Source organism: Pseudooceanicola nitratireducens (genome assembly GCF_900109195.1).
GTDB classification, from domain to species: domain Bacteria; phylum Pseudomonadota; class Alphaproteobacteria; order Rhodobacterales; family Rhodobacteraceae; genus Pseudooceanicola; species Pseudooceanicola nitratireducens.
The window spans coordinates 172,848-196,872 of record NZ_FNZG01000002.1; the positions used below are offsets into that span (position 1 = coordinate 172,848).

The window sequence follows — 24,025 nt, forward strand, 5'->3', positions numbered from 1 at the left end:
GACAATGGCTGGACCTGAAAACGACGACTTCCTGGATGACATCGATGCCGCCGAGGCCGATGCCTATGCGGATGAAATCGACGAGATGGACGACGAAACCATCGAAATCGATGCCCTGCGTGCGGAACGTGACGGGCTGAAGGACAAGTGGATGCGCGCGATGGCGGATGCCGAAAACGCGCGCAAGCGGGCCGACAAGCAACGCCGCGAAGCCGAGCTGTACGGCGGGTCGAAACTGGCGCGCGATCTGCTGCCCGTCTACGACAACATGAAGCGCGCGCTGGAAGCGGCGGGCGAGAAATCCGAAGAGACCTCGGCGCTGATCGAAGGCGTCGAGCTGACGATGCGTGAACTGCTGAACACCTTCAAGAAGCACGGGATCGAGCCGATCGTTCCCGAAGTTGGCGACAAGTTCGACCCGAACGTGCATGAAGCCATGTTCGAGGCCCCGGTGCCCGGTACCAAGGCCGGCGACATCATCCAGGTGTCCGCCGAAGGGTTCTGGCTGTCGGACCGCCTGCTGCGTCCGGCGCAGGTTGGGGTGTCGTCGACACCGGCCTGAGTTTTCGCCTGTGTCAGGGTCTGATCCGGCCAGGGCCGGATGCCTGCGGCGCGAGTATTTTCGGCAAGATGATCGAGGGGCGTTGCGCTATTGGCGCGACGCCGCTTTCAATTTGTACAGCATGTCGAGCGCATCGCGCGGCGTCAGGTCGTCCGGGTTGACCTGATCCAGAAGGTCCAGCGCGGGCGAGGCGGCGGGCGCGGGTGCGGCCACGGGGGCAGGGGGCGCGGCGGCGAAAAGCGGCAGGTCGTCGATGATCGCCTTGGGTTTCTGGCCGCCTTCGCGGTCGCCTTTTTCCAGCGCATCGAGCACTTCGCGGGCACGGGCGACGACGCTGTCGGGCAGACCGGCGAGGCGCGCGACCTGGACACCATAGCTGCGGTCGGCGGCACCGCGAATGACCTCGTGCAGGAAGATCACGTCGCCATCGTGTTCGCGTACCGCGACGGTGGCGTTTTCGACGCAAGGCAGTTTGCCCGCCAGTTGCGTCATCTCGTGGTAGTGCGTGGCAAAGAGCGCGCGGGAACGGTTGACCTCGTGCAGGTGTTCAAGCGTGGCCCAGGCGATCGACAGGCCGTCGTAGGTCGCGGTGCCCCGGCCGATTTCATCCAGGATCACCAGGGCGCGGTCATCGGCCTGATTGAGGATGGCGGCGGTTTCCACCATCTCGACCATGAAGGTCGAACGGCCGCGCGCCAGGTCGTCGCTTGCGCCGACGCGGCTGAAGAGCTGGGAAATCGTCCCTATTTCGGCGGATTCCGCCGGAACATGGCTGCCCATCTGGGCCAGAAGGGTGATCAGTGCGGTCTGCCGCAGGAAGGTCGATTTACCGGCCATGTTGGGGCCGGTCAGCAGCCAGATCGACGAGGGATCGCCGGACAGGTCGGCGTCATTGGCGATGAAGGGCGTGCCGTCGCGGCGCAGCGATTGTTCGACCACCGGGTGGCGGCCGCCGGTGATGCGCAGGGCGCGGTCGTCGGTGATCTTCGGGCGACACCAGTTTTCTGCAATCGACAGATCGGCAAGCGCGGTGGCAAGGTCGAGTTCGGACAGCGCGCGGGCGGTGTCCGTCAGGTCGGACGAGCGGGCGAGGATTTCCGATTTCAGCCTGTCATAGAGCCGCTTTTCGATATCGAGCGCGCGGCCCCCGGCGTTGAGGATGCGGGTCTCCATCTCGCTGAGTTCAGGCGTGGTAAAGCGCAGCTGGTTGGCGGTGGTCTGGCGATGCTTGAACCTTTCGTTCAGCGGTTCGGACAGCATCTTGTCGGCGTGGGTCGCGGTGACCTCGATGAAATAGCCCAGCACGTTGTTGTGCTTGATCTTGATCGAGGGGATGCCGGTCAGGTCGGCGTATTCGGTCTGCATCGCCGCGATGACGCCACGGCCTTCGTCACGCAATTGGCGGGATTCGTCCAATTCAGTGTCGAATCCGGGGGCGATGAAGCCGCCGTCGCGGGTCAGAAGCGGGGGTTCGGCCACAAGGGCCGCGTCGAGCAGGGACAGCAGATCGTCATGGCCGGTCAGGGCGCCGGTGGCCTGGGCCATCAGCGGCGGCAGATCGGCGGTGGACAGCTGGGCGGTGATCGCTTCGGCTTGGGTCAGCCCGTTGCGGATCGCGGCCAGGTCGCGGGGGCCGGCGCGGTCGATGGCCAGGCGCGACAGGGCGCGGTCCAGGTCGGGCACGCGGCGAAGGGCCTCGCGCAGGGATTTTGCGGTCGGGCGATCCGCGACCATGGCATCGACGGCGGCGAGACGGTCGTTGATCGTGGTGATGTCGCGCGACGGGCTGGAAAGACGGCGTTCCAGCAGGCGCGCGCCGCCCGGTGTCACGGTGCGGTCGATGGCCGACAGCAGCGATCCGGCGCGGCCACCGGACAGCGCATGGGTCAGTTCCAGGTTGCGGCGGGTCGCGGCGTCGATCTGCACCGTGCGGTCCGAGGCTTCGCGCAGCGGTTTGCGCAGCAGCGGCAGTTTGCCCTTTTGCGTGATGTCGAGGTAGTCGACGATGGCGCCCATGGCGGCGATCTCGGCACGGGTGAAGGTGCCGAAGGCGTCGAGCGACGCGATCTTGAACAGCGCGCAAAGCCGGTCCGTGGCGCTGGTGCTGTCGAAGGATCCGCGCGAAAGCGGCGTCAGCGAAATCCCGAAATCAGAGACTGTTTCAGCGTAATCGCGTTCGATTTCGTCCGGGATCAGCAGTTCCGACGGGGCCAGCCGCGCCAGCTCCGGGCCCAGGCGGACGGTGGCCATGGGCATGACGTGGAAGGCCCCGGTCGAGATGTCGACCCAGGCCAGCGCTGCGTCGTCGCGCACCACGGCAAAGGCGGCAAGGTAGTTGTGCCGGCGGGCGTCCAGCAGGCTTTCCTCGGTCAGGGTGCCGGGGGTGACAAGGCGGACGACGTCGCGGGCCACCACGGATTTCGACCCGCGTTTCTTCGCCTCTTCGGGGGATTCCATCTGTTCGCCGACGGCCACGCGAAATCCCTTGCGGATAAGTGTCAGCAGGTAGTTTTCCGCCGAATGTACCGGAACGCCGCACATGGGGATGTCTTCGCCCAGGTGTTTGCCGCGTTTGGTCAGCGCGATGTCGAGCGCCTCGGCCGCGGCGACGGCATCGTCGAAGAACAATTCGTAGAAGTCGCCCATCCGGTAGAACAGCAGCGCATCGGGATATCCTGATTTGATCTCAAGATATTGCGCCATCATCGGCGTGACGGTGTCTTTGGCCACGTGAAACCCCCCGGTTGGATTGGGGGGGACCTTACAAATCCCTCTTCGCAGGCGAAAGCCGAAATGGTTGAGTGACGTGCAGGCATTGGGTAAGACGCCAAAGCCCAATGAGGAGTAGGCCACATGTCCAAGTCGAAATCCCGGATCACGCCTGAAGACGCGCTGGCGTTCCACCTGGAACCCGCCCCCGGCAAATGGGAGGTCTCGGCCACGGTCCCGATGACGACACAGCGCGATCTGTCGCTGGCCTATTCGCCGGGCGTTGCTGTTCCATGTGAAGCAATCCACGCCAACCCGGAAACCGCCTATGATTACACCAACAAGGGCAACCTTGTGGCCGTGATTTCCAACGGGACGGCGGTTCTTGGGCTGGGCAACCTTGGCGCGCTGGCCTCGAAACCGGTGATGGAGGGCAAGTCGGTCCTGTTCAAACGCTTTGCGGACGTGAACTCGATCGACCTTGAGCTGGACACCGAGGACACCGAAGCCTTCATCAACGCGGTCAAGCTGATGGGCCCGTCCTTTGGCGGCATCAACCTGGAAGACATCAAGGCGCCCGAGTGTTTCATCATCGAACAGCGCCTGAAGGAAGAAATGGACATCCCCGTCTTCCACGACGACCAGCACGGCACCGCCGTGATCTGCGCCGCCGGTCTGCTGAACGCGCTGAAGATTTCCGGCAAGAAGATCGAGGACTGCAAGATCGTGCTGAATGGCGCGGGTGCGGCTGGGATCGCCTGCATCGAACTTCTCAAACGCATGGGCGCGCGGCACGAGAACTGCATCGTCTGCGACACCAAGGGCGTGATCTACCAGGGCCGTACCGACGGCATGAACCAGTGGAAATCGGCCCATGCCATCACCACGGACCTGCGCACGCTGGAAGAGGCGATGGAGGGCGCGGACGTCTTCCTGGGTGTCTCGGTCAAGGGCGCGGTGACGCGGGATATGGTCGCCAGCATGGCCAAGGATCCGGTGATCTTCGCCATGGCGAACCCCGATCCCGAAATCACCCCCGAAGAAGCCCACGAGGTACGCGAAGACGCCATCGTTGCCACGGGCCGGTCGGATTATCCGAACCAGGTGAACAACGTCCTTGGTTTCCCCTATCTCTTCCGTGGCGCACTGGACATCCACGCCCGCGCCATCAACGACGAAATGAAGATCGCCTGCGCCGAGGCCCTGGCCGAACTGGCGCGCGAAGATGTTCCGGACGAGGTCGCGATGGCCTATGGCAAGGCGCTGACCTTCGGGCGGGATTACATCATCCCGACGCCCTTCGATCCGCGCCTGATCTACCGCGTGCCGCCCGCCGTGGCGCGGGCCGGCATGGACACCGGGGCCGCGCGGCGCCCGATCGTCGACATGGACGCCTATGAGCTGAGCCTGAAGTCCCGCATGGATCCGACGGCGAACATCCTGCGGTCGATCAACACGCGGGCGCGGAATGCGCAGGCCCGCATGATCTTTGCCGAAGGCGATGACCCCCGCGTGCTGCGCGCGGCCGTCATGTACCAACGCAACGGCCTGGGTGAGGCCCTGGTTGTCGGACGCGAAGCGGATGTGAAGAAAAAGCTCGAGGCCGCCGGTCTCGGCGACGCGGTGGGCGAATTGAAGGTCGTCAACGCCGCCAACACCGAGCACCTGGATGAATACAAGGCCTTCCTGTACAACCGGTTGCAGCGCAAGGGCATGGATCAGCACGACATTCACCGTCTTGCGGCTCGGGATCGTCACGTCTTTAGCGCGCTTATGCTGGCCCATGGGCATGGCGATGCGCTGATCACCGGGGCGACGCGGAAATCGGCGCATGTGCTGGAACTGATCAACCACGTCTTCGACGCCGATGCGGCGCATGGGGCGGCCGGTGTCACGGCGCTGATCCACAAGGGGCGGATCATCCTGGTTTCGGATACGCTGGTGCACGAATGGCCGGACGAGGAAGACCTGGCCAATATCGCCGAACGCTGTGCCGAGGTCGCCCGCGACCTGGGTCTGGAGCCACGCGTGGCCTTTGTCAGCTTCTCGACCTTCGGCTATCCGGTCTCGGAACGGGCCGAGAAGATGCACGTGGCGCCCAAGGTTCTGGCGCAGCGCGGTGTGGATTTCGAATTCGACGGGGAAATGACCGTGGACGTGGCGCTGAACGCCCGTGCGCGCGAAAATTATCCCTTCGCCAAGCTGACCGACAACGCCAATATCCTGGTGGTTCCGGCCCGCCATTCGGCCAGCATCAGCGTCAAGATGATGCAGGAACTGGCCGGGGCCACGGTGATCGGGCCGATCCTGTCGGGCGTCGACAAGCCGATCCAGATCTGTTCGACCGGCTCGACCGTGAACGACATCCTCAACATGGCGCTTCTGGCGGCCAGCAAGGTCAGCTGATGGCGATCTGGAACCTTGGCTCGGTGAATGCGGATCTGGTCTATCGCCTGCCGCATCTTCCCGCGCCGGGGGAAACGCTGGCCGCGCTGTCGCATCAGCGGGGCCTGGGCGGCAAGGGCGCGAACATGTCCGTGGCCGCCGTGCGGGCCGGCGGTGATGTGCATCATATCGGGGCCGTGGGCGAAGACGGCGTCTGGATGCGCGACCGGCTGGAAGACTACGGGGTCGGCGTGGCCCATATCCGGGTGGTCGATGCGGCCTCGGGTCATGCGATCATCGCGCTGGATGGATCGGGTGAAAACCAGATCATCATTCATCCCGGGGCCAATATCCTGGTCGAGATGCCGGTGCTGGAAGAGGTGCTGTCCCGTGCCAGTGCCGGGGATATCGCCGTCTTTCAGAATGAAACCAACGTGCAGCGCGACTTTGCCCGGGCTGCGCGCGATCGCGGTCTGCGGGTCTGCTATGCGGCGGCGCCCTTTTCGGTCCAGGCGGTGCGCGACGTGCTGGACCAGATCGACATCCTGGTGATGAACGCGGTCGAAGCCGCCCAGTTGGAGGCCGAGATGGGCCTGGCCGTGGCGGATATTCCCGTGGCGGACGTGGTGATCACGCTTGGGGCGGATGGATGCCGCTGGCTGCACCAGGGGCGCGAACGGCATTTCGATGCGCCGCGCGTCACGCCGGTCGATACCACCGGTGCGGGCGATACGTTCACCGGCTACCTTCTGGCGGCGCTGGACAACAAGCAGGACATGGCGCGTGCCATCAGCCGGGCCCAGATGGCCGGTGCGGTCATGGTAACAAGGCTGGGAACGGCCGACGTGATCCCCACCCAGGATGACATCGACCAATTTTTTGCAAGTTTCTGAACATCGCCTGAAACTTATTCCCGAAGCCTTACGTGATTGGATGTGACGGCCGAGATTGGCCGCTATCCAACACGGGAGCTTTTTGAATGAAACGTTTTGTACTGACCGCCGCAGCCATCGTAACCGCCGGCGCCGCTTTTGCAGCGAGCCACGGCATGGCACCGATGGTCGAAGGCATGGACCAGGATGTCTCGGGCGGGACCGTCACGGCATCCAAGATCGTTGCGCCGGAAAACGGCTGGCTGGTGGTGCACCGCACCGACGCCGAGATGAAGCCGGGCCCCGTGGTGGCCTATGCGCCGATCCGCATGGGTGAGACCATGGACGTGACCGCGATCCTGACGGAAGAGGTCGCCTCGGGCGAGATGCTGATGCTCATGGTGCACTCGGAAGCGGGCGGCATGAAGACCGGCATCTTCGAATACACCCTGGGTGCAAAAGAAGACGGTCCGATCAAGCCCGATGGCAATCTGGTGATGAAAGTCATCACGGCCAAGTAATCGGCTAAGTCATCTGGCAAGAAACCCACCCAGCCGGGCAGGACCGATCACCGGCCCTGCCCGCAAGATGCCAGACCACATAGATAATTCGGCCTGCCCCACAGGTTCGGATGCCGGTTCGAAGGGTCTTTCGTTGTGGTGGTGCCCCGGACCGGCGAAAGGGACCGCGCCCCAGAAACCGCGGTCCCTTTCTTTTTGTCCCGTCCATTTCGGCGCACTCCCGGTGCTGGGCGATGTCCCGACGCGGGACCGCCGCTTGGCAATCCGCATCCAGTTTCCTAGCCTGCCCGAAACGGGGACAGAGCCAGGAACAATGCGATGCAGGACCAGACCACCCATGACGCCGTCGAAGATCCGCGCAATGCGGATCTGAAATTTCATCTCAACGGCCGGATCGTCGGAGGAGAGGCCGCCGTCGTCAGCATCTACGACAGCGGCTTCATGCTGGGCGACGGCATCTGGGAAGGGCTGCGGCTGTACGATGGGCGCTGGGCCTTTTTGGACGACCACCTGGACCGGCTGTTCGAGGCCGCGAAGGCCATCGACCTGGACATCGGCATGACCCGCGATCAGGTCGTTCAGGCGTTGGAGGATCTGCGCAAGGCCAACGGCATGCAGACCGACGCCCATGCCAGGCTGATGGTGACGCGGGGCCGCAAGGTGCGGCCGTTCCAGCATCCGTCGCTGTCGCGCTCTGGTCCGACGGTGGCGATCATCATGGAACATTCGGTGCCCCAGGCCGGGCGGCCTTTGCGCCTGGCCACGGTGCCGCATGTTCGGGGGCTGCCGATGACGCAGGATCCCAAGCTGAATTCCCATTCCAAGCTGAACTGCATCCTGGCTTGTATCGCCGCCGAAAAGGCCGGCGCGGACGAGGCGCTGATGCTGGATGTGCATGGTTTCGTGAACACCACCAATGCCTGCAACTTCTTCATCGTGCGGAAAGGGGCGGTTTGGACCTCGACCGGGGATTACTGCATGAACGGCATCACCCGCGCCAAGGTCATCGACCTGTGCCGCGCCAATGACATCCCTGTGTTTGAGAAGAACTTTTCCCTGGTCGACTGTTACGGCGCAGACGAGGCTTTTGTGACCGGCACCTTCGGCGCGCAATCCCCGGTCGGAGAGATCGACGGACGCGTGATCGGCAGCGGCGAGATCGGCCCGGTGACGGAACGGATCCGCGCGCTGTACAAGGACCTGGTGGCGCAATGAGGATCGCCTGCTGGTCCGGCCCGCGCAACCTGTCGACGGCGATGATGTACTGCTTTGGGCAGCGGGCCGATTGCGCCGTGGTGGATGAACCCTTCTATGCCGCTTACCTGGCCCAGACCGGGCTGGCGCATCCGATGCGGGATGCGGTCCTGGCGTCGCAATCGCAGGATGGTGCAGAGGTCGCGGGAATGCTGGCAGGCGACGTGCCCGGGGGACGCGCGCTTTGGTATCAGAAGCACATGTGCCAGCATATGATCCCGTCGATTCCGCGCGGTTGGATGGCCGGAGCAAAGCATGTCTTCCTGATCCGCCATCCCGCCCGCGTCGCTGCCAGTTTCGCCAAGGGGTACGAGGCGCTGACGCTTGAGGATATCGGGTTCCTGCAACAGGCCGAGCTGTTCGATTTCGTCACTGAATCAGGGGGATATCCCGTGGTGATCGACAGTTTCGACATCCGCCGGGACCCCGAGGGGATGCTGCGCAAGCTGTGCGACGCGCTTGGCATCGGGTTTGATCCGGCGATGCTGTCCTGGCCTGCGGGTGGCATGGCAGAAGACGGCATCTGGGCCCCGCATTGGTACGGGGCCGTGCATCGGTCGACCGGTTTTGCTGGCCCCGAGGGGGACCTGCCGGAGCTTTCGGACAAGCTGGCCGAGATTGCCGAGGCCGCAATGCCCGCCTATCGCGCGATGGAGGCGCGGAAGATCCAGCCCTGAGGTCGGGTGGATGCGGCTACGGTTAGCCCAACAGCTGGCTGAGCTTCAGTGCCACGGACATGTCGCCCGTGACCTTGATCTTGCCCATGGCAAAAGCGGTCATCGGGTTCAGCTTGCCCGCGATCAGCTTGGCCAGGTTCGGTTCCGAGATGCGGATCGTGCAATCGGCGTCGCGGCCATCCAGATGGGCGGTGTCGCCATCCAGCGTGATTGCGCCGTCGTCGCCGCAGTCGAACTTGATCGAATTGTCCAGAGGTTTGCGGGCCAGCGCCTGTTGCAGCGTGGCGGCGATATCGGTCAGTGCCATGAATTTCGTGTCCCTGATGGCTTTGCGCAATCTAGGGGGTGGGTGTGAAGATTTCGCAATCGTGACGCTGCGTTGGGGGGTGCCTTTTTGCGGGGTGGTCTGACCACGTAAGCGGCGCGGCTTGGCTGGCGTCGGGCGGGCGAGGGGTTTTACCCCCTCGCGCTCCCCCAGGATATTTTTGGCAAGAGGATGGGGGTGGGGGGCGTGAAATAGGATGGGGGGCGTGAAATAGGATGGGGGCGTGAATAGTGGATTAGGATGCAAAAAAGCCGCCGGGGTGGGGACCGGCGGCTTTTCCGTGTGGTGTGGTGCGCGGCTTACTTGAAGCGGCGGTTGCGCGCGGCCAGAAGTTTCAGGCGCAGCGCGTTCAGCTGGATGAAGCCCTGGGCGTCCTTCTGGTCGTAGGCACCGGCGTCTTCTTCGAAGGTCACATGGGCCTCGGAGTAGAGCGAGTGGTCGGACCAGCGCGCGATGGTGCGGGCGGAGCCCTTGTAGAGCTTGAGACGGACGGTGCCTGTCACGTGCTCCTGGCTCTTGTCGATCAGGGCCTGCAGCATTTCGCGTTCGGGCGAGTACCAGAAGCCGTTGTAGATCAGTTCCGCGTAGCGCGGCATGATCGAATCCTTCAGGTGTCCAGCACCCGAATCCAGCGTGATCTGTTCGATTCCGCGGTGCGCTTCGAGCAGGATGGTGCCGCCCGGCGTTTCATAGACGCCGCGGGACTTCATGCCGACAAAGCGGTTTTCCACCAGGTCGAGGATGCCGATGCCGTGTTTCCCGCCCAGCTCGTTCAGCTTGGTCAGGATGGTGGCCGGCGACATCGCCTCGCCGTTGATCGCCACCGCGTCGCCCTTTTCGAAGGTGATCTCGACGATCTCGGGGGTGTCGGGGGCATCTTCGGGGCGGGTGATGCGCTGCAGCACGTAGTCGGGCGCGTCCTGGGCGGGATCTTCCAGCACCTTGCCTTCGGACGAGGTGTGCAGAAGGTTCGCATCCACCGAGAAGGGCGCTTCGCCGCGTTTGTCCTTGGCGATCGGGATCTGGTGCTGTTCGGCGAATTCCAGAAGCTTGGTCCGCGAGGACAGGTCCCATTCGCGCCAGGGGGCGATGACCTTGATCTCGGGGTTCAGGGCATAGGCCGAGAGTTCGAAGCGAACCTGGTCGTTGCCCTTGCCGGTGGCGCCATGGGCGACGGCATCGGCACCGGTCTGTTCGGCGATCTCGATCAGGCGCTTGGAAATCAGCGGACGCGCGATCGAAGTGCCCAGCAGGTAGAGCCCTTCGTAAAGCGCATTGGCGCGGAACATCGGGAAGACGAAGTCGCGGACGAATTCTTCGCGGATATCTTCGATGAAGATGTTCTCGGGCTTGATGCCCAGAAGTTCGGCTTTCTTGCGGGCGGGATCAAGCTCCTCGCCCTGGCCGAGATCGGCGGTGAAGGTCACGACCTCACAATGGTATTCGGTCTGCAGCCATTTCAGGATGATCGAGGTGTCGAGGCCCCCGGAATAGGCCAGGACGACTTTCTTCGGCGCGCTCATGCTGTCCCCTTGTCTTGGTTCTGCTTGTCTTGGTTCCGCCGGGCGATAGCGGGTTTTGGACAGGCATACAAGGTGCTGCGCCTTGTGAGGCAGGGCGATGCCGGCGAAGGCGTCTATGCTCTGGGCTTGTTTCGCGGACGGCAAAGGGGCAATGAAGACGAATGAGCGATATCGAAATCTTCCGGGACCGGGCGCGCGCTGCGATGGTGGCGATGCGGCAGGTCTTTCCCGCCACGCCCCTGATGCGCAACGATCACCTGTCGGAAAAGTTCGGGGCCGAGATCTGGCTGAAGCGCGAAGACCTGACGCCGGTGCGGTCCTACAAGCTGCGCGGGGCGTTCAATGCCATGCGGCGGGCGCAGGGGGCAGATCTGTTCGTCTGTGCCAGCGCCGGGAACCATGCGCAGGGCATGGCCTATATGTGCCGCCACTTCGGCAAGCGGGGCGTGATCTTCATGCCGGTGACAACGCCGCAGCAGAAGATCGACAAGACGCGGATCTTTGGTGGCGACTTCGTCGAGATCCGGCTGGTGGGCGATTACTTCGATGACACCCTGGCCGAGGCGCAAAGCTTTTGCGCGGCCGAGGGTGGGCATTTCCTGGCTCCCTTCGACGATGACGACGTGATCGAAGGGCAGGCAACCATCGCCGCCGAGATCGAGGCCGAGCTGCCGGGCGGGGCCGATCTGATCGTTCTTCCCGTGGGCGGTGGGGGGCTTTCGGCCGGGATCAGAAGCTATTTCGGCCCGGATCAGAGCCTGAAGTTCGTCGAACCTGCCGGCGGTGCATCCCTGGCTGCGGCGGTCGAGGCCGGGGGCCCGGTGACCCTGAACAAGGTCGACAGTTTCGTCGATGGGGCTGCCGTGGCGCGGATCGGCGCGCGGCCCTGGGACCGGCTGAACGGCATCGACAGAGCGGATGTCCTGGCCGCGCCCGAGGACCGGATCTGCACCACCATGCTGGAGATGCTGAACATCGAAGGCATCGTGCTGGAACCGGCGGGCGCGCTGGCGGTGGATGCGCTGGATGCGATCCGGGATCAGATCCGGGGCAAGCGGGTGATCTGCATTACCTCGGGCGGGAATTTCGATTTCGAACGGCTGCCCGAGGTGAAGGAACGTGCGCAGCGGTTTTCTGGGGTGAAGAAGTATTTCATCCTGCGGCTGCCGCAGCGGCCCGGGGCGCTGAAGGAGTTCCTGAACCTGTTGGGGCCGGGCGACGATATTGCGCGCTTTGAATACCTGAAGAAATCCGCGCGCAACTTCGGGTCGGTTCTGATCGGGATCGAGGCGAAGGAGGCCCGCGATTTCGAAGGGCTGTTCCAGCGGCTGGATGACAGCGGCTTTGCCTATCGGGACATCACGCAGGACACGATCCTGGCCGAATTCCTGATCTAGCGCCCCCTGTACAAGCCGCGTCTAAGCCGCGATTCGCATCGGAAATTCCGCCAGGAACAGGTCGCGGCTTTCGCGGTAGACCTGTCCCAGCTGTGTCAGGTCGACCTGGTCGGGCAGGCCGCGGGCGGCCAGTGCTTCGCCTTCGGCGGCGAGGGTGGTGAAGCGGTCGAACCCCAGGTTCAGCGCGCATCCCTTGACGAAATGCAGGGCCGATTCCAGGTCTTCGGCCATGCCGATGGTCTGCATGGCGGTCTCGGCCTCTTCCATGAACAGGGCGATGACCTCGTCCAGGCCGTCACGGCCGACGTCGTTGCACAATTCGCGGACCTTGGCCCAATCTATCAGCTCGGGTGTGTTCATGCGGTCCTTCATAGCGGCGCGGGCTTACCGAATTCTCAATCGATGCAAAAAAATTCTCGCGTTAATGGTTTGTTGGGACCGGGGTGCCAATCTGCCGGGGTTGAGGCACGGACAGGCGGCATGGATCAGGCAAAGCGCGACTCGGCGGCCGGGCAATGTCCGGTCGCTCCGCACCCGGCATCGGGGTCGTTGTCGGGCGAACGGGCCGGGGCGCGGCGCGTGCTGGTGGTCGACGACAGCAAGATGCAGCGCCGCATCCTGGCGGTGACCCTGGCCAAATGGGGCTACAGCGTGGAAGAAGCGGGCAGCGCCGACCAGGCCATCGACATCTGCCGCCGGGCCCCGCCGGATATCGTCATTTCCGACTGGATGATGCCCGGCATGTCGGGGCCGGATTTCTGCAAGATCTTCCGGGGCATGGCGCGGGACACCTATGGGTATTTCATCCTTCTGACCTCGAAGGCCGACAAGGTCGACGTGGCCGAAGGGCTGATCAGCGGGGCGGATGATTTCCTGACGAAACCGGTGAATTCCGGCGAACTGCGCGCGCGTCTGACGGCGGGCGACCGCGTGCACCGCATGCACTGGGAACTGACGCGCAAGAACCGGCTGATCGCGGACACGCTGCATGAATTGCAGCAGCTTTACGATTCCATCGACAGCGACCTGATCGAGGCGAAGAAGCTGCAGCAATCCCTGGTCCGCGAACGCGAGGTTCGGATTGGCCCGGCGCGGATTTCGCAGCTGCTGCGTACGGCAGGGCGGGTCGGCGGCGATCTGGTCGGCTTTTACCCGGCGGGGCCGGACCGGGTGGCGGTGTTTTCGCTGGATGTTTCGGGGCATGGGATCAGCTCGGCGCTGATGACGGCGCGGCTGGCGGGGTTCCTGTCTTCGTCCGTTCCGCAGCAGAACATCGGGCTGGGGCCGGACGGAACGGCGCTTCGGCCCGACCGGATTGCCGCCCGGCTGAACGAAATCGCGCTGCGGGAATTCGATGGCGGGCATTATTTCACTCTCGCGCTGGCGGATCTGGACCTGCGCGACGGGCACCTGCGGCTGGTGCAGGCGGGCCATCCGCATCCGCTGATCCAGCGGGCCGAGGGGCGGATCGACATGCTGGGGCAGGGCGGTTTCCCGGTCGGACTGATCGACGACGCCGGGTTCGAGATGATCGAGGCGCGGTTGAACCCCGGAGACCGGCTGATCCTGGCCTCGGATGGGGTGACCGAATGCGCCGATCCGCAGGGCACCCTGCTGGGCGACGAAGGGTTCATCCGCATGCTTGAAACATTGGCCGAGGTGCCGGGCCGCAGGCTGTTGGAAACCATCGCCTGGAAGCTGGCCGATCGCACCGCCGAAGACCGGTTCGAGGATGACGTATCGGCCATCAGCCTGGAATACCTGCGCCCCGGCTAGGTGGTGAAATCAGACTCTGAACCGGGCGATTTCGAAGGATCAGCGCAGCAGCCGGGCCACCAGATCGGCGCTGCCGGTTTCCGCCAGAAGATCCACCGCCAGATCGGCAGGCGTCCAGATCGCGGTATGGCCGGGTTCGCGCGGCGGCCCATGGGGGCGGATCGGACGGGCGACATAGATGGCGCAGATCTTCTCGGCCCATTTGTCGTATTCGGGCATATAGGTGAACCGCCGGAAGGCCCCGATGCGACGGGGGGCGGCGATGCGATAGCCGGTTTCCTCGAACACCTCGCGGTGCAGGGCAGTAAGGGGATGTTCGCCCGGATCGATGCCGCCGCCGGGCAATTGAAATTCCGGCGTGGGTTCGGCCTGATGGGTCAGTAGAAGCGACCCGTTCAGCGGAAGGATCGCGTAGACTCCTGCGCGGAACGCATAGCGGCGATGCTTTTCGGGGGGCTCTCCGTAACGGCGCATGGGGCTCTGCCTTGTAACGGGGCATCATTGCCCCTAGGTGCTGGCCAAGATATGCCTGTGACAGGCTCAGAAGGAAACCCCACGATGATCGGATCGAAACTGGCCTGGGACGACACCGTCCTGCCCTTTCAGCTTGATGCTTCTGACGTGCGCGGCCGCGTGGCGCGGCTGGACGGCGTGCTTGGCGGCATCCTCAAGCAACATGACTACCCCCCGCAGGTCGAGGCGCTGGTCGCCGAGATGGCCCTGCTGACCGCGCTGATCGGCCAGACGATCAAGCTGCGCTGGAAACTGTCGCTTCAGGTGCAGTCCAAGGGCGCGGTGCGCATGATCGCCACCGATTACTACGGCCCCGAGAAAGAGGGCGACCCGGCCCGCATCCGGGCCTATGCCAGCTTTGACCGTGACCGGCTGACCGACAGCGCACCCTTTGACCAGATCGGCGAAGGCTATTTCGCGATCCTGATCGACCAGGGCAAGGGTATGCAGCCCTACCAGGGGATCACCCCGCTGGCCGGTGGATCGCTGCGCGCCTGCGCCGAGGCCTACTTTGCCCAGTCCGAACAGCTTCCGACCCGGTTTTCGCTGTCCTTCGGCAAGTCGACGGAAGCGGGCGGTGTCGAACACTGGCGCGCCGGCGGCGTGATGATCCAGGTGATGCCCGAGGCCGGCGAACATGTCGCCGGTGAGGGCGGCACGGGCGAAGGCGGTCTTCTTGTGGCCTCGGACCTGGTTGAAGGCGACCGGGAAGAGGATTGGAACCGCGTGAACTTCCACCTTGATACGGTCGACGATCTAGAGCTGATCGGCCCAAGCGTCGCGCCGACCGATCTGCTGGTCCGACTGTTTCACGAGGAACAGCCGCGCGTCTTCGGATCCCAGCCGGTGCGCTTTGGCTGCACCTGTTCCGAGGATCGCGTGCGTCAGTCCCTGTCGATCTATTCCGCCAAGGATATCGAGAAGATGACCACCGACGACGGCCAGGTCACGGCGGATTGCCAGTTCTGCGGCGCGCATTACGTGCTGGATCCGAAAAGCGTCGGCTTCGAGGCCGGAACATCGGATGAAGGCTGACGCCCGGGTTTATGATCGCATCCGCGAGGCCCTGTCCCGCCCGGGGCAGGGCTCCTCGGATTTTGATCTGAACGGGGCTGGGGGGATCGCAGATCCCTCCAAGCTGCGGCCGGCCGGTGTGCTGGTGCCGCTGATCGAACGCGACGGCCAGGTCAACGTGATCCTGACCAAGCGGACCTCGCATCTGAAGCATCACCCCGGGCAGATCGCCTTTCCCGGGGGCAAGGTCGAACCGACTGATGCCGATGTCACCGCCGCCGCGCTGCGCGAATCCCACGAGGAAATCGGCCTGCCGCCCGAGCTGGTCGAGGTTCTGGGCTACCTGCCCAAGCATGAAACGGTCAGCGTCTTTTCGATGACGCCCGTTGTTGCGCGGGTGACGGCGGATTTCGTCAAACGCCCCGAACCCGGTGAGGTCGAAGAGGCGTTCGAGGTCCCCCTGGCGCATCTTCTTGATCCGGCGAACTACCTGGTGCACGGGCGCCGCTGGCGCGGGCAGCGCCGGTATTATTACGCCGTGCCCTATGGGCCCTATTACATCTGGGGTGCCACGGCGCGGATCTGTCGGGTTCTTGCGGATCGGATGGCGTGATGCGGGTCACGGGTGCCTGGCTGACGCATCCGGGAACGCGCGCCGTCTGTGATGCGCTGACCGGGGCCGGGCATCAGGCGCTGTTTGTCGGCGGCTGCGTGCGTGATGCGCTTCTGGGCCGTGCGGTTGGGGATATCGACATCGCCACCGACGCCACGCCCGACCAGGTGATCGCGGCGGCCAGGGCCTCGGGCCTCAAGGCAGTCCCCACGGGCATCGACCACGGCACCGTCACTCTTGTGGCCGAGGGGCTGGGGCACGAGGTCACGACCTTTCGTCACGACGTGGACACCGACGGCCGCCACGCCACCGTAGCCTTTTCCACCGACGTGGCCAAGGACGCGGCGCGGCGCGATTTCACCATGAATGCGCTTTATGCCCGGCCTGACGGCACGCTGGTTGATCCCCTGGGCGGGCTGGCGGATCTGAAGGCGCGGCACCTGCGCTTTGTGGGCGACCCGGATCAGCGCATCGCAGAGGATTACCTGCGCATCCTGCGCTATTTCCGGTTTCACGCCTGGTATGGCGATCCCGACCGTGGGATCGATGCCGATGCCCTCTCGGCCATTGCCGCGGGGGCCGAGGGGCTGGAACAGCTGTCCCGCGAACGCATCGGGCGCGAGGTGATCAAGCTGCTGCGCGCCCCCGATCCCGCGCCCTCCGTTGCCGCCATGCGCCAGACCGGCGTGCTGGGCCATGTGCTGCCCGGTGCCGATGACCGGGCGCTGGCTGTTCTGGTGCATCTGGAAGGCGATCTTCCCGCCGATCCGCTGCGACGTCTGGCGATCCTGGGCGGGGTGGATGTGGCGGATCATCTGCGCCTTAGCCGGGCCGAGGCAAAGCAGCTGGATCTGCTGCGCGACGGCATAGGCGACATGCGTGGGGCCGGCGAATTGGGCTATCGCCATGGGGTCGCGACGGGGCGCGACATCCTGCTGTTGCGGGCGGCGCTGTTTAAAACACCGCTGGACCCGCAGGCCACGGTTGATCTGGAAAAGGGCGCAAAGGCGCAATTTCCGGTAGCGGCCAAGGACCTGATGCCCGCCTATCAGGGCGCGGCACTTGGGGCTAAACTCGCCGAATTAGAGACGAAATGGATCGCCTCGGGCTTTGCGCTGACGCGCAGGGACCTGTGCGGGAATGACACTGCCCCGGGGGATGGCTGAGCGCGCGAAAGGGTCTACATTGAGCCGGAAAGGTAGTTTCCGATGCACTTGATGTCCCGCCTGATCGATCCGTTCAAACCCGCCGACGGCCCGCCGCCGACCACGCTTGTGCCTTACATCAACTGGATGCTGAAAGGGGCCTGGCCGATCGTGATGATCGCCGTGGTGCTGTCCGCCCTTGCCGGCACGGTCGAGGTCGGATCGGCCTGGGTGCTGGGCGCGGTGATCGACAGCGCGACCCAGGCGGGGCCGGATCAGGTGTTCCAGGGCGAAAGCTTGATGCTGATCTTGTTGGCGCTGGCCTTCTTCACGCTCGCCCGGCCGGTGATGATGGGGCTGAGTTCCGCCGCCAACACGCTGTTCCTGATGCCCAATATCTTCAGCGTGACGCTGTCGCGGCTGTATCGCTGGACGCTTGGGCAAAGCGTGACCTATTTCGACGACGATTTCGCGGGCCGCATTGCGCAGAAGCAGATGCAAAGCGCCAGCGCCATGACCGAAATCGCGATGGAGACGATCAACTCGGTGGTCTTCGCGCTGGCCTCGCTGGTCGGCTCGGCGCTGTTGCTGATGACGATCGACAGCGGGCTTCTGGTGGTCTTTGCGCTTTGGATGGTCGCCTATGTGGCGCTGATCCGGTATTTCCTGCCGCGCATCCGCAAGCGGTCCAAGACGCGGGCGGCGGCGCGGGCGATGGTGTCAGGCCAGGTCGTCGACACGATCACCAATATCAAGACGGTCAAACTGTTCGCCCACGCCGATCACGAAGATCGCGTGGCCTTGGGGGCCATCGGCACCTTCCGCCAGCGCGCGCTGGAATTCGCCCGTGTCATGGTCGCCTTCCGCGTCACGCTGTTTGCGCTGTCGGGCCTGTTGCCGGTGCTGCTGGTCGGCGGGGCGCTTTGGGTCTGGTCTTCGGGCGGGACCAGCCTTGGGTCCGTGGTGGCGGCGGGCACGGTGGCGATCCGGCTGGCGCAGATGTCGGGCTGGGTGTCCTTCACCTTGATGGGGATCGCGTCGAATATCGGTGAGGTCGAGGATGGCATGCGCACCCTGGCGCGGCCGGTCCGGTTGCAGGATCAGCCCGGTGCGCGGGATCTGGCGGTGCCCGACGGGGCCATCCGGTTCGACGGTCTGGGCTTTGCCTATGGGCGCGACGTGGGTGGCGTGCAGGACATCACGCTGGACATCGCGCCGGGCGAAAAGATCGGCATTGTCGGGGCTTCGGGCGCGGGGAAATCGACGCTCGTCGCGCTTCTCTTGCGGCTCTATGATGCGGAACAGGGTCGCATTCTGATCGACGGGCAGGACATCGGCACGGTGACGCAGGACAGTCTGCGGCGGCAGATCGGCATGGTCACGCAAGACACCGCGATGTTCAATCGCTCGGCGCTGGAAAACATCCGCTATGGCCGTCCCGACGCGACCGAGGAAGAGGTCTTTGCCGCCGCCCGCAAGGCCGAGGCCGACACCTTCATCCGCGCGCTGTCCGACCATCTGGGCAACGAAGGTTACGAGGCCCGGCTGGGCGAACGCGGCGTGAAACTCTCTGGCGGGCAAAGGCAGCGGATCGCCCTGGCGCGTGCCATCCTCAAGGACGCGCCGATCCTTGTGCTGGACGAGGCGACCTCGGCCTTGGACAGCGAAGTCGAAGCCTCGATCCAGGAGGCGCTGGAAGGCGTGATGCAGGGCAAGACGGTGCTGGCCGTGGCGCACCGTCTGTCGACCATCGCGCATATGGACCGGATCATGGTGCTTGAGGCCGGGCGCATCGCGGAACTGGGCACGCATGAAGAACTTCTGGCGCGTGACGGGCTTTATGCACGCTACTGGGGGCGGCAGTCCGGCGGCTTTATCGGGTCCGAGATGGAAAGCGCGGCGGCGGAATAGGCTTGGCCTTTCGCCTTCGGTCGCGCTAATCGGGGCGGCATGACGGAACATGTGATTGAACGGCTGGGACATCAGGGCGACGGAATCGCGCCCGGCCCGGTCTTTGCCCCGATGACCCTGCCTGGAGAGGTGGTGAGTGGAACCCTGAACGGCCAGCGGCTGGATCAGGTGCGGATCGTCACGCCCTCGTCCGATCGGGTTGCCGCGCCCTGCCGGCATTTCAAGACCTGCGGCGGCTGCCAGGTGCAGCACGCCAGCGACGGCTTTGTCGAACATTGGAAGGCCGGGATCGTGCGCGAAGCGCTGCGCGCCCAGGGGATCGAGGCCGAGATCGCCGGGGTCGAGACCTCTCCGCCCAAGTCGCGCCGCCGCGCGGGTCTGTCGGCGCGGCGCACGAAAAAGGGCGCGATGGCGGGCTTTCATGGCCGCGCCTCTGGCACCATCGTGGAAATCCCCGACTGTCAGCTGCTGCACCCGGATCTGATCGCCGCCCTGCCCGTGGCCGAGGCGCTGGCCGTCGCCGGTGGATCGCGCAAGGGTGAGCTGAACGTGTCCGTCACCCTGTCGGACGGCGGGCTGGACGTGGCGGTGCGCGATGGCAAGCCGCTGGACCGCGATCTTGAGGTCGCGCTGGCCCAGCAGGCCGAGGCGCTGGATCTGGCGCGGCTGTCCTGGGACGGTGAGGTCATCGCGATGCGCCGCGCGCCCGGTCAGATCTTTGGCCCCGCCCGCGTCGTGCCGCCGCCGGGGGCCTTTCTTCAGGCGACACCCCAGGGCGAAGCCGCGCTGCTGCGTGCCGTGACGGAAATCACCGAAGGGGCCGCGAGGATCGCGGACCTGTTCGCCGGCTGTGGCACCTTTGCCCTGCCGCTGGCCCGCCGGGCCGAGGTTCTGGCCGTGGAAGGCGACCGCGCCATGATCGCCGCGCTGGATCGCGGCTGGCGCGAGGCGCAGGGCCTGAAACGGGTCGAGGGCGTGACCCGCGATCTGTTCCGAAACCCCCTTCTTCGGGACGAATTCAAGGGCATCGACGCCGTGGTCATCGACCCGCCCCGCGCCGGGGCCGAAGCGCAGGTGACCGAACTGGCCGAGGCCCGCGTGCCGGTGATTGCCCATGTGTCCTGCAACCCCGTGACCTTCGCCCGGGATGCCGCGCGGCTGATCGCGGCGGGATACGCCATGGGGCCGGTCCGGGTTGTCGATCAGTTCCGCTGGTCGAGCCACGTGGAGCTGGTGGCGGGCTTCCGCCTCACATCAGCGTGAGCGGCAACGCCGCGCTACCGTGACGCCCGCGTTTTCGGTATAAGGCCGAAAAAAACGAGGCAGTGTTCATGCGTATTCTTTCTATCGTGCTGATGCTCGGGCTGATGCTGGGCCTGGCCAGCTGCGGGTCGTCGAAGTTCGGCACCTATCGCGGCCCCGAGGTGACCCGGGTTCTGGTCTACAAGGCCGACCGCAAGATGTACCTGATGCACCATGAAAAGGTGCTGAAAAGCTACGACATCTCGCTTGGGTTCGCGCCGGTCGGGCACAAGCAGTTCGAAGGCGACGGCAAGACCCCCGAAGGCACCTATCGGATCGACCGCCGCAACCCGAACAGCGAATTCCACCTGTCGGTCGGGATCAGCTATCCCAACACCAACGATGTGGCCTTTGCGGCCTCTCAGGGGAAAAGCGCGGGCGGCGACATCTTCATCCACGGCTATCCCGAACGGTTCAAGAAGGCCCCGGTGCCGGACTGGACGGCGGGCTGCATCGCGGTGAAGGACAAGGAGATCGAGGAGATCTACGCCATGGTCCGCGACGGCGCGATCGTGACGATCTATCCCTGATCGGATCCCACAATTCAGACAAAAAAAACAGGCCGGGGTTCGGCCTGTTTTTTGTTATTTTTCAATTGGTTGGGCCGGGTTTACATGCCCGGCTGGCCCGCGCTCATCGAGCCCATGATCATGGTCCACCAGATCTTGCCGTTGTTTTCCTGGTACCAGGCAAAGCCCATGTCGGTGGCACGGCGGTCCAGGATCACGCGGCGGGTGTCGTCCTGATCCATCCAGGCCGACAGGGTCTCAAGCTCGGTCTCATAGGTTTCCGAGATGTTTTCACCGATCAGCAGGCCCGCGTATCCGACGCGCTGCACCCGGTCGATGGGCGAAGACCCGTCGGACCCGAAGTGCCAAGGGCGGTTCTGGCGCGACATGTCCTGCGCATGGGTGGCGGCGGCGGCGGTCAGGCGGTTGTCCAGCTGAACCGGCGCGGCCCCGGATGCGGCGCGCAGGGCGTTCACAGAATCCAGGATCTCGTAGGGGATCTTGGCCTTGCCGTTTGCCGGGATGCGATAGAGTTTCGGCAGGGGTTTTCCATCCGCGGCCAGGCGCGGCGGATTCGAGCTGACCGGCACCGCGGGGGTACAGGCCTGAAGGGCGATCAGCGTCGAGGCAATCAAAAAGGCAAACCGCATGGTCGGTAAATCCCGGTCAAACATCGTTCGGTTAGGCTTAGCGAAAGCGGCGTGAGGATTCAAACCCACTTCGGCGTGAACACGGGCGTGTTGCCGCCCGATGGAACCAAGTCAACGCGGATTGATTTGTTTCTGCGCAGTTTGCCCCATATAGTCAGGTATCCCCAATTCCGATCCATTCAGGTCTGATATGAGCAGCACTTTCCATTCCCGCCGCGCCTTCCTGGCCGGCACCGCCGCGACGCTTGCGGCCCCTGCGTTTGCGCAGCAGGCGGACGAATCCCTTTATGCGTCGCCCTTCGAAAATTCCACCGAGGTCGAGCGCGACCTTGATGAACCGGCGGTCCGCCGCAATATCTCTAGCTTCCGGTCGCTGGACTGGCGGCCCTATTTCTCGAACACGCGCAACGGTGCGATCCTGGTCGATATCGACAGCCGCGCGCTGCACTACTGGTCCGAGGATCAAAGCGATTACCGCCTGTATCCGACATCCGTTCCGGTCAGCGAAGAACTGACCCGCCGGGGCCGCACCACGGTGATCCAGAAGGTTGTTAAACCGACCTGGCGCCCGACCCCCGCGATGCGTAAGCGCAACCCGGAATGGCCGTCGGTCGTGGAAGGCGGTGCGCCGGACAATCCGCTTGGTCCGCTGGCATTGTATCTGGGATGGACCTACTACCGGATCCACGGCACCCACGACACCCGCAAGATCGGGCGCAAGTCGTCGAACGGGTGCATTGGCCTTTATAATGAACATATCACCCAGCTTTTCGACCTGACCAAGGTCGGAACCCAAGTGTTGCTAATTTGACGACATCGCGGCGATGCAGCATGGCGGATGCTTAACAAGCATTTGCAATCGCCAGAATTTGCTGCTTAGAACGAAGTACGAGGTAAGTCTTGGGTGCCGGATAGGTGTGTTTGCCGTCCGGCGTATATCTGGAGGATACGATATGAAAAAACTCGTTCTCGCCGCAGCTCTGGCCGCAGCAGCTTCGACCGCAACCGCAGGTTCCTACGCGGAGCCGGTTGTTGAAGCACCCGTCATCGTCGAAGAAACCGCTTCTTCGTCCGCTGGCATCCTGATCCCGCTGCTGCTGCTGGCCGTCGTGGCCGTTGCTGCATCGAACTAAGATCAGCTGATTCAGTTCAGGGAAAAGGCGGTGCTTCGGCACCGCCTTTTTTCGTTTGGGGTCTTCGATATATCGGGATTGCGCGCCGCCGGGGTGATCCGGGCCGCAGTCCGGCCCGGTCCTTGATCCAACGGTCAGCACCCCAAGGCTGTGCCCAAGGGCTGGACCTGTCAGTCCAGCCAGCCCTTCAGGTTTGCCTCAATCTGCCCGGTAAGCGCGGCGATATGGGCCTCATCGTCGTTCAGGCAGGGAATATAGGTGAATTTTTCACCACCCGCGTGTTCGAAGCTTTCCTTGATCTCTTCGTTGATCTCTTCCAGCGTTTCGATGCAGTCGGCGCTGAAGGCGGGCGCGATCACGGCGATCTTCTTGTTGCCGGCCTCGGCCTGGCGCGCGACTTCTTCGACCGTGTAGGGCTGCAGCCAGTCCTCGGGGCCGAATTTCGACTGGAAAGTCGTCATGATGCGATCGTCGGACCAGCCCAGCCGTTCCTTCAGCAGGCGCGTCGTCTTCTGGCACTGGCAATGGTACGGGTCGCCCTCGGTCAGATAGCGGAACGGCAGACCGTGGTAGGAACAGATCAGTATATCGGGCTGTTCGTCGGCCGCGGCATAGGCGCGTTCCACCGATGCGGCCAGCGCGTCGATATAGGCGGAATCGTCGAAATAGGGCGGCAGGGTGCGGGTCGCGGGCTGCCACTTTTCCTCCATCAGGGCGCGGAAGAACTGATCGTTGGCGGTTGCGGTCGTGGCCCCGGCATATTGCGGATAAAGCGGGCAGAACAGGATCCTGGTGCAGCCCTCGGCCACCATCTTCTGCACCTTCGACTTCGTCGAGGGATTGCCGTAGCGCATGCAGTAATCGACCATGACCTGATCGCCATAGCGGTCGTGCAGGGCGGTGGTCAGCTTGGCCACCTGCTGTTTGGTGATCGTCATCAGCGGCGATTCATTCGCCTCTTCGTTCCAGATCGACCGGTAGGCCGCGCCGGATTTGAAGGGGCGGATGGTCAGGACGATGCCCTGCAGGATCGGCTGCCATTTCCACTTGGGATAATCGATCACCCGCTGGTCCGACAGGAATTCGTTCAGATAGCGGCGCATCGGCCAATAGCTGGTGTCGTCGGGCGTGCCGAGGTTGGCGATCAGCACGCCAACCTTTTCACGGGGGAGTTTCGGGTGATCCGCGGGGGCATGTGCCGGGCATTCGCTCATATTCAGTCCCTTGCTCTTGT

Annotated in this window: 23 protein-coding genes; 16 read left to right on the top strand and 7 right to left on the bottom strand. The window is 64.2% G+C overall.

What is annotated here, in order from left to right:
* Positions 1-4: 4 nt before the first annotated feature.
* On the top strand, positions 5-562 hold the full coding sequence (locus BMX99_RS06675) for a nucleotide exchange factor GrpE (protein WP_093449113.1): 558 nt from the start codon (positions 5-7) through the stop codon (positions 560-562).
* 87 nt (positions 563-649) lie between these two features.
* On the opposite strand, the gene mutS is transcribed toward BMX99_RS06675, so the two are convergent.
* Entirely contained in the window at positions 650-3,268 is a 2,619-nt protein-coding gene (mutS, locus tag BMX99_RS06680; RefSeq protein WP_093451138.1) for a DNA mismatch repair protein MutS, read from the bottom strand.
* Positions 3,269-3,415: 147 nt separating this feature from the next.
* Between mutS and BMX99_RS06685 the strand changes: the two genes are divergently transcribed.
* From BMX99_RS06685 to BMX99_RS06705, 5 genes are all read left to right on the top strand, one after another.
* On the top strand, positions 3,416-5,677 hold the full coding sequence (locus BMX99_RS06685; RefSeq protein ID WP_093449117.1) for an NADP-dependent malic enzyme: 2,262 nt from the start codon (positions 3,416-3,418) through the stop codon (positions 5,675-5,677).
* Positions 5,677-6,549 (top strand): ribokinase, encoded by an 873-nt coding sequence (locus BMX99_RS06690; RefSeq protein WP_093449121.1) that lies wholly within the window; start codon positions 5,677-5,679, stop codon positions 6,547-6,549. Before BMX99_RS06685 ends, BMX99_RS06690 begins: the two co-directional genes overlap by 1 nt.
* A gap of 86 nt (positions 6,550-6,635) precedes the next feature.
* The gene (locus BMX99_RS06695) at positions 6,636-7,049 is read left to right on the top strand and encodes a DUF7282 domain-containing protein (RefSeq protein ID WP_093449126.1); all 414 of its coding nucleotides are present in this window, start codon (positions 6,636-6,638) and stop codon (positions 7,047-7,049) included.
* A gap of 318 nt (positions 7,050-7,367) precedes the next feature.
* Positions 7,368-8,264: a D-amino acid aminotransferase gene (locus BMX99_RS06700; RefSeq protein WP_093449131.1), complete on the top strand. Its 897-nt coding sequence runs from the start codon at positions 7,368-7,370 to the stop codon at positions 8,262-8,264.
* A complete protein-coding gene (locus BMX99_RS06705; RefSeq protein ID WP_093449135.1) occupies positions 8,261-8,980 on the top strand; it encodes a sulfotransferase-like domain-containing protein in 720 nt (239 codons plus the stop codon). The genes BMX99_RS06700 and BMX99_RS06705 overlap by 4 nt, the downstream gene beginning before the upstream one ends.
* 22 nt (positions 8,981-9,002) lie before the next feature.
* Here the strand turns inward: BMX99_RS06705 and BMX99_RS06710 are convergent, their stop codons facing one another.
* Together BMX99_RS06710 and BMX99_RS06715 are read right to left on the bottom strand one after the other, a co-directional pair.
* Positions 9,003-9,287 carry an SCP2 sterol-binding domain-containing protein gene (locus BMX99_RS06710; RefSeq protein WP_093449139.1) on the bottom strand — a complete coding sequence of 95 codons (285 nt, stop codon included), beginning with the start codon at positions 9,285-9,287 and terminating at the stop codon, positions 9,003-9,005.
* 317 nt (positions 9,288-9,604) lie between these two features.
* The gene (locus tag BMX99_RS06715; protein WP_093449144.1) at positions 9,605-10,828 is read right to left on the bottom strand and encodes an argininosuccinate synthase; all 1,224 of its coding nucleotides are present in this window, start codon (positions 10,826-10,828) and stop codon (positions 9,605-9,607) included.
* A 161-nt stretch (positions 10,829-10,989) separates the two neighbouring features.
* Between BMX99_RS06715 and ilvA the strand changes: the two genes are divergently transcribed.
* Positions 10,990-12,225, top strand: a complete 1,236-nt coding sequence (ilvA, locus tag BMX99_RS06720; protein WP_093449148.1) for a threonine ammonia-lyase IlvA — start codon at positions 10,990-10,992, stop codon at positions 12,223-12,225.
* A gap of 21 nt (positions 12,226-12,246) precedes the next feature.
* On the opposite strand, the gene BMX99_RS06725 is transcribed toward ilvA, so the two are convergent.
* Positions 12,247-12,585, bottom strand: a complete 339-nt coding sequence (locus BMX99_RS06725; RefSeq protein ID WP_244525485.1) for an Hpt domain-containing protein — start codon at positions 12,583-12,585, stop codon at positions 12,247-12,249.
* Positions 12,586-12,705: 120 nt separating this feature from the next.
* Between BMX99_RS06725 and BMX99_RS06730 the strand changes: the two genes are divergently transcribed.
* On the top strand, positions 12,706-14,001 hold the full coding sequence (locus BMX99_RS06730) for a PP2C family protein-serine/threonine phosphatase (protein WP_093449152.1): 1,296 nt from the start codon (positions 12,706-12,708) through the stop codon (positions 13,999-14,001).
* A gap of 39 nt (positions 14,002-14,040) precedes the next feature.
* Here BMX99_RS06730 and BMX99_RS06735 read toward each other — a convergent pair whose 3' ends face one another.
* On the bottom strand, positions 14,041-14,475 hold the full coding sequence (locus BMX99_RS06735; protein ID WP_093449157.1) for an NUDIX domain-containing protein: 435 nt from the start codon (positions 14,473-14,475) through the stop codon (positions 14,041-14,043).
* Positions 14,476-14,559: 84 nt separating this feature from the next.
* On the opposite strand from BMX99_RS06735, the gene hslO reads away from it, so the two are divergent.
* The 6 genes from hslO to BMX99_RS06765 all read left to right on the top strand — a co-directional run bounded on the left by hslO (position 14,560) and on the right by BMX99_RS06765 (position 21,029).
* Positions 14,560-15,549 carry an Hsp33 family molecular chaperone HslO gene (gene hslO, locus BMX99_RS06740; RefSeq protein WP_093449161.1) on the top strand — a complete coding sequence of 330 codons (990 nt, stop codon included), beginning with the start codon at positions 14,560-14,562 and terminating at the stop codon, positions 15,547-15,549.
* On the top strand, positions 15,539-16,141 hold the full coding sequence (locus BMX99_RS06745) for a CoA pyrophosphatase (RefSeq protein WP_093449165.1): 603 nt from the start codon (positions 15,539-15,541) through the stop codon (positions 16,139-16,141). The genes hslO and BMX99_RS06745 overlap by 11 nt, the downstream gene beginning before the upstream one ends.
* Positions 16,141-17,307 carry a CCA tRNA nucleotidyltransferase gene (locus BMX99_RS06750; RefSeq protein WP_093449169.1) on the top strand — a complete coding sequence of 389 codons (1,167 nt, stop codon included), beginning with the start codon at positions 16,141-16,143 and terminating at the stop codon, positions 17,305-17,307. The genes BMX99_RS06745 and BMX99_RS06750 overlap by 1 nt, the downstream gene beginning before the upstream one ends.
* Before the next feature lie 42 nt (positions 17,308-17,349).
* On the top strand, positions 17,350-19,197 hold the full coding sequence (locus BMX99_RS06755; protein ID WP_093449173.1) for an ABC transporter ATP-binding protein: 1,848 nt from the start codon (positions 17,350-17,352) through the stop codon (positions 19,195-19,197).
* Positions 19,198-19,236: 39 nt separating this feature from the next.
* Complete coding sequence (locus BMX99_RS06760) at positions 19,237-20,460, top strand: class I SAM-dependent RNA methyltransferase (protein ID WP_093449177.1); 1,224 nt, start codon at positions 19,237-19,239, stop codon at positions 20,458-20,460.
* Positions 20,461-20,528: 68 nt separating this feature from the next.
* Positions 20,529-21,029, top strand: coding sequence for a L,D-transpeptidase family protein (locus BMX99_RS06765; RefSeq protein ID WP_093449182.1), 501 nt, complete (start codon positions 20,529-20,531; stop codon positions 21,027-21,029).
* A gap of 80 nt (positions 21,030-21,109) precedes the next feature.
* Here BMX99_RS06765 and dalA read toward each other — a convergent pair whose 3' ends face one another.
* Complete coding sequence (gene dalA, locus BMX99_RS06770) at positions 21,110-21,658, bottom strand: divisome-associated lipoprotein DalA (RefSeq protein WP_093449186.1); 549 nt, start codon at positions 21,656-21,658, stop codon at positions 21,110-21,112.
* 190 nt (positions 21,659-21,848) lie between these two features.
* Between dalA and BMX99_RS06775 the strand changes: the two genes are divergently transcribed.
* Positions 21,849-22,469, top strand: coding sequence for a L,D-transpeptidase (locus BMX99_RS06775; protein ID WP_093449189.1), 621 nt, complete (start codon positions 21,849-21,851; stop codon positions 22,467-22,469).
* Between the two features lie 142 nt (positions 22,470-22,611).
* Positions 22,612-22,791, top strand: a complete 180-nt coding sequence (locus BMX99_RS06780; RefSeq protein ID WP_093449191.1) for a hypothetical protein — start codon at positions 22,612-22,614, stop codon at positions 22,789-22,791.
* A gap of 170 nt (positions 22,792-22,961) precedes the next feature.
* Here the strand turns inward: BMX99_RS06780 and hemH are convergent, their stop codons facing one another.
* Positions 22,962-24,005, bottom strand: coding sequence for a ferrochelatase (gene hemH / locus BMX99_RS06785; RefSeq protein WP_093449195.1), 1,044 nt, complete (start codon positions 24,003-24,005; stop codon positions 22,962-22,964).
* Positions 24,006-24,025: the final 20 nt, after the last annotated feature.